Source organism: Enterobacter sp. 03-F-07-AD-ECC (genome assembly GCF_047530935.1).
Taxonomy (GTDB): Bacteria; Pseudomonadota; Gammaproteobacteria; order Enterobacterales; family Enterobacteriaceae; genus Enterobacter; species Enterobacter cloacae.
Genome location: NZ_JBLKBZ010000001.1, coordinates 517,800 through 525,764, shown reverse-complemented (window position 1 = coordinate 525,764; position 7,965 = coordinate 517,800). Strand labels below are relative to the sequence as shown.

Sequence of the window (7,965 nt, the reverse complement as noted above, 5' to 3'; positions counted from 1 at the left end):
ATGGTGAGGTGTCCGAGTGGCTGAAGGAGCACGCCTGGAAAGTGTGTATACGGCAACGTATCGGGGGTTCGAATCCCCCCCTCACCGCCATATTCAAGATAAGAGCTCGTACGAAAGTACGGGCTTTTTTCTTTTATAGTCTCCGAAAAGGGGGATGAGAACCTTGAGCCCCCTGCGCTCTTTATGTCGGGTGGCGCTGCGCTTACCCGACTTACAAAAAACTACTCTTCAACCATCCGTGCATACTCTTCTGTAAGAAAATCCACCAGCGCCCTGACGGACGGCAGTAATCCGCGTCTTGATGGATAAACCGCATGAATCACTTCTCTTTTTGGCTCCCACGCCTCCAGCACCCGAATCAGCTCTCCTGATGCCAGCTGATCTTTCACCATCAATATCGGCAGTTGCACCACACCGATGCCCGCCATGGCCGCTTCACGCAGCGCCAGCATGTCGGTGGTAATCAGGCGCGGGGAAAAATGGATTTCTGCTTTCGCGCCTTCCGGGCCGCATAATTGCCATTTATGGATATGCTTACCCTCGCCCATACTCAACCCGGGCCAGGCGCTGAGTTCTGACGGCATCGACGGTTTTCCCAGGCGTTCAATCAAGGCCGGGCCCGCGACCAGGCAATGTCCCCGGTCGGCAAGCACCCGTAATACCAGATCGCTGTCATCAAACGGACGGGGACGCACGCGGATCGCCACATCCACACCTTCCCCCACCAGATCGACCCGCCGGTTCGTTGCTTCCAGCTGAAGGTTGATCCCGGGATAGCGCACCATAAACCGCGCCAGCATCGGGCCGACATGCACATGCAACAACGTGACAGGACAGGTGAGCCTGACGATACCGCGCGGTTCCGCCTGCAGCGCGGCCACGGCTTCTTCCGCCGCTTCCGCTTCAACCATCATGGCTTTGCAGTGTTGATAGAACGTCTGCCCGACCTCCGTTACCGTAAATTGTCGCGTTGTACGTTGAATTAACCGCACGCCGAGCCGCTCTTCAAGCTGCGCAATACGGCGGCTCAGCCTGGACTTAGGCAGATCGAGTGCCCGCCCTGCTGCTGCAAAACCACCGTAGTCGACCACTTTCACAAACCACACAAAGTCATTGAGATCCTGCATAAATCCTCATCGTTCTATTTTCAGAACAGTGAATGCCATTTTCACTCTCTACCGGAACATTAACTCAGAATATAAGCTAATTACATCAACAGAACATCAGGAGTTCATCATGAAAAACGTAACAGGCGTCTATACCGCCCCCCGTCAACACTGGGTTGGCAATGGTTTCCCGGTGCGTTCGATGTTTTCTTATCAGACACACGGCGAGTCGCTGAGCCCGTTCTTACTGCTGGACTACGCAGGCCCACATACCTTCCCGGCGGACGGCACAAAACGCGGGGTGGGCGAGCATCCGCATCGTGGTTTTGAAACGGTCACCATTGTCTATTCCGGCGAAGTGGAGCATCGCGACTCCACCGGCAGAGGCGGCGTCATTGGTCCGGGCGACGTGCAGTGGATGACAGCCGGTGCAGGCATTCTGCATGAAGAGTTCCACTCCAGCGCGTTCGCGCACAAAGGCGGAGAACTCAAGATGATGCAGCTTTGGGTCAACCTGCCGGCGAAAGACAAAATGGCAACGCCGGGCTATCAGGGCATTACCAAAGCCGATATCCCGGTGGTGACGCTGCCCGACAACAGCGGCTCGCTGCGGGTTATCGCTGGTCACTACGGCGATGTTAGCGGCCCGGCGCATACCTTCTCGCCGCTGAACGTGTGGGAGATTGCCCTCAACCAGGGCAGCCACGTCACGCTGAGTCAGCCAGAGGGCTGGAGCACGGCGCTGGTGGTGCTGGAAGGCCATGTCACGGTGAACGGTACGGCTCACGCGGGAGAAGCACAGCTGGTGGTCATGAGTCAGGAAGGTGACAGGTTACACCTGGAAGCCAGCAGCGATGCCAAAGTACTGCTGATGGCCGGTGCGCCGCTGAATGAACCGATTGTGGGCTACGGCCCGTTCGTGATGAACAGTAAAACCGAAATCAATGAAGCCATTCGTGATTTCAACTCCGGCCGTTTCGGCCAGATATAACCGTAATAAAGGAGATGAACATGTCTACACCTGCCAACTTTAATGGAGCACGTCCGGTCATTGATGTGAACGATGCGGTGATGTTGCTTATCGACCACCAGAGTGGCCTGTTCCAGACCGTCGGCGATATGCCGATGCCTGAGCTGCGTGCCCGTGCGGCGGCTCTGGCGAAAATCGCGACGCTTGCGAACATCCCGGTGATCACCACCGCTTCCGTCCCGCAGGGCCCGAACGGTCCGCTCATCCCGGAAATTCATGCCAACGCGCCGCATGCACAGTATGTGGCACGTAAAGGGGAGATCAACGCCTGGGATAACCCGGAATTTGTGGCCGCGGTTAAAGCCACCGGACGTAAGACGTTGATTATCGCCGGTACCATCACCAGCGTCTGCATGGCGTTTCCGTCGATTAGCGCAGTGGCGGATGGCTATAAAGTCTTTGCGGTGATTGATGCGTCCGGTACTTACAGCAAAATGGCGCAGGAGATCACCCTGGCCCGTGTGGTGCAGGCGGGCGTGGTGCCAATGGATACGGCGGCTGTTGCCTCTGAGATCCAGCGGACATGGAACCGTGAAGATGCGGCCGAGTGGGCAGAAGTCTACACACACATTTTCCCGGCGTATCAGCTGCTGATCGAGAGCTACGGCAAGGCGCAGGAAGTGGTGAAAAACAGCGAAGCGCTCGATTCACAGCGTTAAGCGCCCGTGCTGTTACCAAAGCTGATTAAGGCTTAACCGAACACGCACTAAAGCTGAAAATCTGCTTGACCGTTTTAGCGCAACTCCCTATAGTAACGCCCCGTTGCCCCCCAAGCGGTCAGGCAGCAAAACAATATGGTGAGGTGTCCGAGTGGCTGAAGGAGCACGCCTGGAAAGTGTGTATACGGCAACGTATCGGGGGTTCGAATCCCCCCCTCACCGCCATATTCAAGACAAGAGCTCGTGCGAAAGTACGGGCTTTTTTCTTTTATAGTCTCCGAAAGGGGGGGATGAGAATCCCCGACCGGGGTTCGACAACTGGCGACAGCCAGTTGGACAGACTGCGAGCGCAGCGAACAGGCTGCCCGCACAAAAACGCCGGGAGCGTTTTTGAACAACGCCTGCGTTGGCCCCAAAGGGGCGAGGCCCATGGATGGGCCGAGTAACGGCGAGCGAAGCGAGTCAATCCCCCCCTCACCGCCATATTCAAGACAAGAGCTCGTACGAAAGTACGGGCTTTTTTCTTTTATAGTCTCCGAAGGGGGGGATGAGAATCCCCGACCGGGGTTCGACAAAGACAGTTCAGCAACGTAGTCGCCTTATTCGCCGGGTGGCGCTAACGCTTACCCGGCCTACAAGACCCATGGGCCCGTAAATTAATACGGGCTACCACGATTAATTGTTCAGTTTCCCTGCGTTCTGCTCTCTCACGACAGAAGTCGTCTGTTCTGGATTTGCAGCAGGTTCATCTTTACGCTCTTCCAGCCAGTAGTCCGCATTTTTAATCCCCAGTCGAATCGGGTCAAAGTGCGGATCCACCCCCTGCGCATTCTGAATTTCATAATCCTTAAGGCTGGCAAACGCTTTTTTATGTAAAAGCACAATGGCAATAATGTTAAGCCATGCCATCAGCCCTACCCCAATATCCCCCAGCCCCCATGCCAGATCCGCCGTACGGACTGTGCCATATACCGTTGAAGCCATCAGGCATAATTTGAGCACGAATGTCAGCCATGGACGGTGAATTTTACGGTTGATGAAGGCGATATTGGTTTCAGCAATATAGTAGTAAGCAATAATGGTTGTGAAGGCAAAGAAGAACAGCGCAACAGCAACAAAGTAATTACCAAAGCCTGGCATCATACTTTCCATTGCCGTCTGCACATAGCCAGGCCCTGCTGCCACGCCGGAAATACCGGTATAGAGTGCAGCACCGTCAATGCCCTGCACGTTATACAGACCGGTGATCAACAGCATAAACCCGGTCGCCGAGCAGACAAACAGCGTGTCGATATAGACCGAGAAAGCCTGAACCAGCCCCTGCTTCACCGGATGGCTCACTGCCGCCGCAGATGACGCATGCGGCCCGGTACCTTGCGCCGCCTCATTGGAATAGACCCCGCGCTTAACGCCCCACATGATAGCCTGACCAAGAATGGCACCAAAACCTGCTTCCAGACCAAAAGCGCTTTTCCAGATCAACAGAATCACACCAGGAAGCTCGGTAATATTAATGGCGATAATAACGCAAGCCACAATAATATAGCCGAGCGCCATAAACGGAACGACCATACTGCTAAAACTGGCGATCCTTTTCACACCACCGAAAATAATAAAACTTAACAGTACGGCAAGTAATGCTGCCGTGACATTTGGATCAAGCCCAAATGCAATATCCAGGCTGGCACCAATCGAGTTTGCTTGTACCCCTGGAAGTAATAAACCGCAGGAGAAAATGGTGACGACAGCAAATAACCATGCATACCATTTAACGCCTAATCCTTTTTCAATATAAAAGGCAGGACCGCCACGATATTCACCATTGATTTTTTCTTTATAAACCTGGCCCAACGTAGATTCCACAAACGCAGAGCTGGCCCCCAAAAACGCCACAATCCACATCCAGAAAAGTGCGCCCGGTCCACCGAAGGTGATAGCGGTGGCGACGCCAGCAATGTTCCCGGTCCCTACACGCCCTGCCAGCGTCATCGTCAGTGCCTGGAACGACGATACGCCAGCATCGGTAGGACGCCCCTGGAACATCAAGGTAATCATATGTTTTATATGACGTAACTGCAAAAAACGACTACGTAATGAGAAATAGAGGCCGACACCCAGACATAAAAATATTAACGCCGGGCTCCAGATAACACCGTTAATTGCACCAACCAGTTCGTTCATGTATGACCCTCAACGTGATGTTCCAGGGAAACGGTTCCCCATGGGATTTTCTTGTTAGAATGTTGTTTGAATCAGTACGAAACATAGAGAATTAGACACAATACACCAACTTAATTTTCACATCTTAGTAACATTATGTGACAACATTCACGTTTAAATTTGAGCGAACAATTAGCGCGATCATGATATTCATGGGTACTTTGTGGATATTATAAATACACATCACATTTCGCTGAGCGTGATAAAAAACCAGCGTCAAAAATGAATAACCGACATGATGAATTCCGCAAGACAGGCAATCTTTTAAAAGACAACCAGACGCGAGTCGTGAGAAGAAATAAAAGAAGCTTCCCGGCATTACGCCGGGAAGGGATGACAGGTGAGCGGTAAAACGGCGATGTTTTACCGTCAGTCGGAATAGACTTCCAGCGTGCGCTGGCACAGCGCCGACCGCACACAATCTTCTTTGGTAAAGCGTACTACCCCAATCATGTCGTCTTCCTCAAAACGTGACATGGCGTCGCTCAAGCCGGATTTCACGCCGGATGGCAGGTCGCACTGGGTAATATCGCCATTGACGATAACCGTCACGTTCTCCCCGAGGCGCGTTAAGAACATCTTCATTTGCGCAGCGGTCACGTTCTGAGCCTCGTCAAGAATGACGACCGCATTTTCAAATGTACGTCCGCGCATATAGGCGAACGGCGCGATTTCCACCTTGCCAATCTCTGGTCGCAGGCAGTACTGCATAAAGGATGCACCCAGTCGCTTCACCAGCACGTCATAAACGGGCCTGAAGTAAGGGGCAAACTTCTCCGATATGTCACCGGGCAAGAAGCCGAGATCTTCATCAGCTTGCAGTACCGGACGGGTAACAATAATTCTCTCCACGTCCTTATGGATTAGGGCCTCCGCTGCTTTGGCTGCACTGATCCAGGTTTTCCCGCATCCGGCTTCACCGGTTGCAAAGATGAGCTGTTTACTCTCGATAGCATTCAGGTAGTGCGCCTGAGCCTCATTGCGCGCCACAATTGGGGAATTATCACGGCTGTCCCGCGCCATGCCAATTGCTTCTACGCCACTCATCTGCACAAGCGAGGTGACCGATTCTTCTTCACGCTGTTTATGACTACGTGAATCCCGTCTCAGCACACGTTTTGCTTCGCGACGAGCTTTGATCACTGCTTTTTGTCTTCCCATGGATAGCACCTTGAGTTGTTGGTATTCATCACACGCGCCAGTTTCGGCACGATTATGCGCACGAACATCAGAGGGTTGGCTTCCTTGTAAGCCATTGCTTGCCTTGCCGGATAACGATACAGAATAGCTACGCGCACCATTCTGCACGTCGGTAGAATCTGGTTTCTGAATAGAAGGGGAGAATTTAGTGGTGAGGAAATCGCTGCCGGAGTCTGAGCCTCCGCGCCGGGTACTGCGGTTGTTGTGTTTACCTTGTCCAGTACAGGACGATACCATTCGCGATCTCCATAGTGATTCAGCATCACTGCCGGGAACTACCGCTGTCTTATCTTAAGTACATCAGGGATTATCATAAATGCAACATTTATTTTACCTGAATGCAACTTTTAAGACTGCTCCTGCAGTTGAAAACAGTCTCATACAGGAATATTACAGAAATATAACAGAGGGATAGTCATATGAAAAAATAATGTCCCCGCGAACTATCGCAGGGACAATTATCAGGCTTCTATCAGCCCTTGCGCGAGCCAGGCGTTCGAATCGCGCACGCCGGGCAGCGCGAAGAAATAGCCGCCGCCGATAGGTTTAACGTACTCTTCCAGCGCTTCGCCGTTTAATCGCTTCTGCACGGTGAGGAAACCCTTCTCCAGATCGTGCTGATAGCAGACAAACAGCAGCCCCATATCCAGCTGACCGGAATTGGTCACCCCCAGCGAGTAGCTATAGCCCCGGCGCATCATCAGGCTTGACTGCGTCTCTTTAGTGCGCGGATTCGCCAGCCGGATATGGCTGTCCAGCGCAATGGTATCGCCATTAGGATCGCTGGCGTAATCCGGCACATCATGCTCGTGCTTCATGCCAAGCGGCGCCCCGCTCTGCTTGTCACGGCCAAAGATCGTCTGCTGCTCTTTAAGCGGCGTGCGATCCCAGAATTCCACATGGAACTGAATCACCCGCACCGCCTGATAGCTCCCGCCGACGGCCCAGGCAGGCTCACCCTGATCGGCTGTGACCCAGACGACCTCTTTCATTAGCGCGCCGTTGCTGCTGTCCGGGTTGGCGGTGCCATCCTTAAAGCCCAGCAGGTTCACCGGCGTCTCTTTGCCTTTGCTGCGTGCAGCATGGTCAGAGATAAACCCTTCCCGCTTCCAGCGCACGCTCAACAGATCAGGCGTGTGTTTGATGATATCCCGCAGAGCGTGGATCACCGTGTCCTGCGTGTTAGCGCAAATCTGCAGGAGCAGATCGCCGTGGCAGAGAGCAGCATCCAGAGAATCATTCGGGAAACGCGTCATTTTTTGCAGCGCTTTCGGCTTCTGTTTTGCCAGCCCGTAACGTTCATCAAACAGCGATTCGCCCAGCGACACCGTAATGGTCAGATTATCCGGGGCGATGAACGACCCTAAGATCCCCGAGTCCATAGGCGGCAGTCGTGGATTTGGCGTTTCTGGCGCCGGTCCCCCTGCAGTCAAAAACGCGATGCGCGTGGTCAGCAGGCGAAACAGGCGCTCCAGGTCAGCTTTATCACTTGCCAGCGAATCAAAGGCCACCAGCATCATGGAGGCCTGCTGTGGTGTCAGAATGCCCGCCTGATGTTCGCCATAGAAAGGCTGCGTCTCCATACGGGCATCCGGTGACAGCGTACCGGGCGCACTTTGCGGTTTTGCCGCATGCGCCACCGGACACCCTCCGGCCAGGGCAAATGCGCCCCCCAGCGCCCCTACCCCTTTCAACAACCGACGACGTGACGGTTCTGCCACGTCGTATTCGTCATGCTTGTTCATCGTGC

6 protein-coding genes and 2 tRNA genes are annotated in these 7,965 nt (G+C 53.7%); 4 read left to right on the top strand and 4 right to left on the bottom strand.

The features are described from left to right. Positions 1–2 precede the first annotated feature (2 nt). Positions 3–90 (top strand) — tRNA-Ser (locus ACMWKA_RS02475). Between the two features lie 131 nt (positions 91–221). Here the strand turns inward: ACMWKA_RS02475 and ACMWKA_RS02470 are convergent. Then, positions 222–1,127: a LysR family transcriptional regulator gene (locus ACMWKA_RS02470; RefSeq protein WP_029881942.1), complete on the bottom strand. Its 906-nt coding sequence runs from the start codon at positions 1,125–1,127 to the stop codon at positions 222–224. A gap of 109 nt (positions 1,128–1,236) precedes the next feature. On the opposite strand from ACMWKA_RS02470, the gene ACMWKA_RS02465 reads away from it, so the two are divergent. From ACMWKA_RS02465 to ACMWKA_RS02455, 3 genes are all read left to right on the top strand, one after another. Next, complete coding sequence (locus tag ACMWKA_RS02465) at positions 1,237–2,097, top strand: pirin family protein (protein WP_414759963.1); 861 nt, start codon at positions 1,237–1,239, stop codon at positions 2,095–2,097. 20 nt (positions 2,098–2,117) lie between these two features. Continuing rightward, entirely contained in the window at positions 2,118–2,795 is a 678-nt protein-coding gene (locus ACMWKA_RS02460; protein WP_020689641.1) for an isochorismatase family protein, read from the top strand. A 137-nt stretch (positions 2,796–2,932) separates the two neighbouring features. Further along, positions 2,933–3,020, top strand: a tRNA-Ser gene (locus tag ACMWKA_RS02455). 450 nt (positions 3,021–3,470) lie between these two features. Here ACMWKA_RS02455 and ACMWKA_RS02450 read toward each other — a convergent pair. The 3 genes from ACMWKA_RS02450 to efeB form a co-directional block, all read right to left on the bottom strand. After that, positions 3,471–4,976, bottom strand: coding sequence for an alanine/glycine:cation symporter family protein (locus ACMWKA_RS02450; RefSeq protein WP_038419085.1), 1,506 nt, complete (start codon positions 4,974–4,976; stop codon positions 3,471–3,473). Positions 4,977–5,384: 408 nt separating this feature from the next. Continuing rightward, entirely contained in the window at positions 5,385–6,176 is a 792-nt protein-coding gene (phoH, locus tag ACMWKA_RS02445) for a phosphate starvation-inducible protein PhoH (protein ID WP_013097183.1), read from the bottom strand. 500 nt (positions 6,177–6,676) lie between these two features. Continuing rightward, entirely contained in the window at positions 6,677–7,960 is a 1,284-nt protein-coding gene (gene efeB / locus ACMWKA_RS02440) for an iron uptake transporter deferrochelatase/peroxidase subunit (protein ID WP_029882758.1), read from the bottom strand. Positions 7,961–7,965 lie beyond the last annotated feature (5 nt).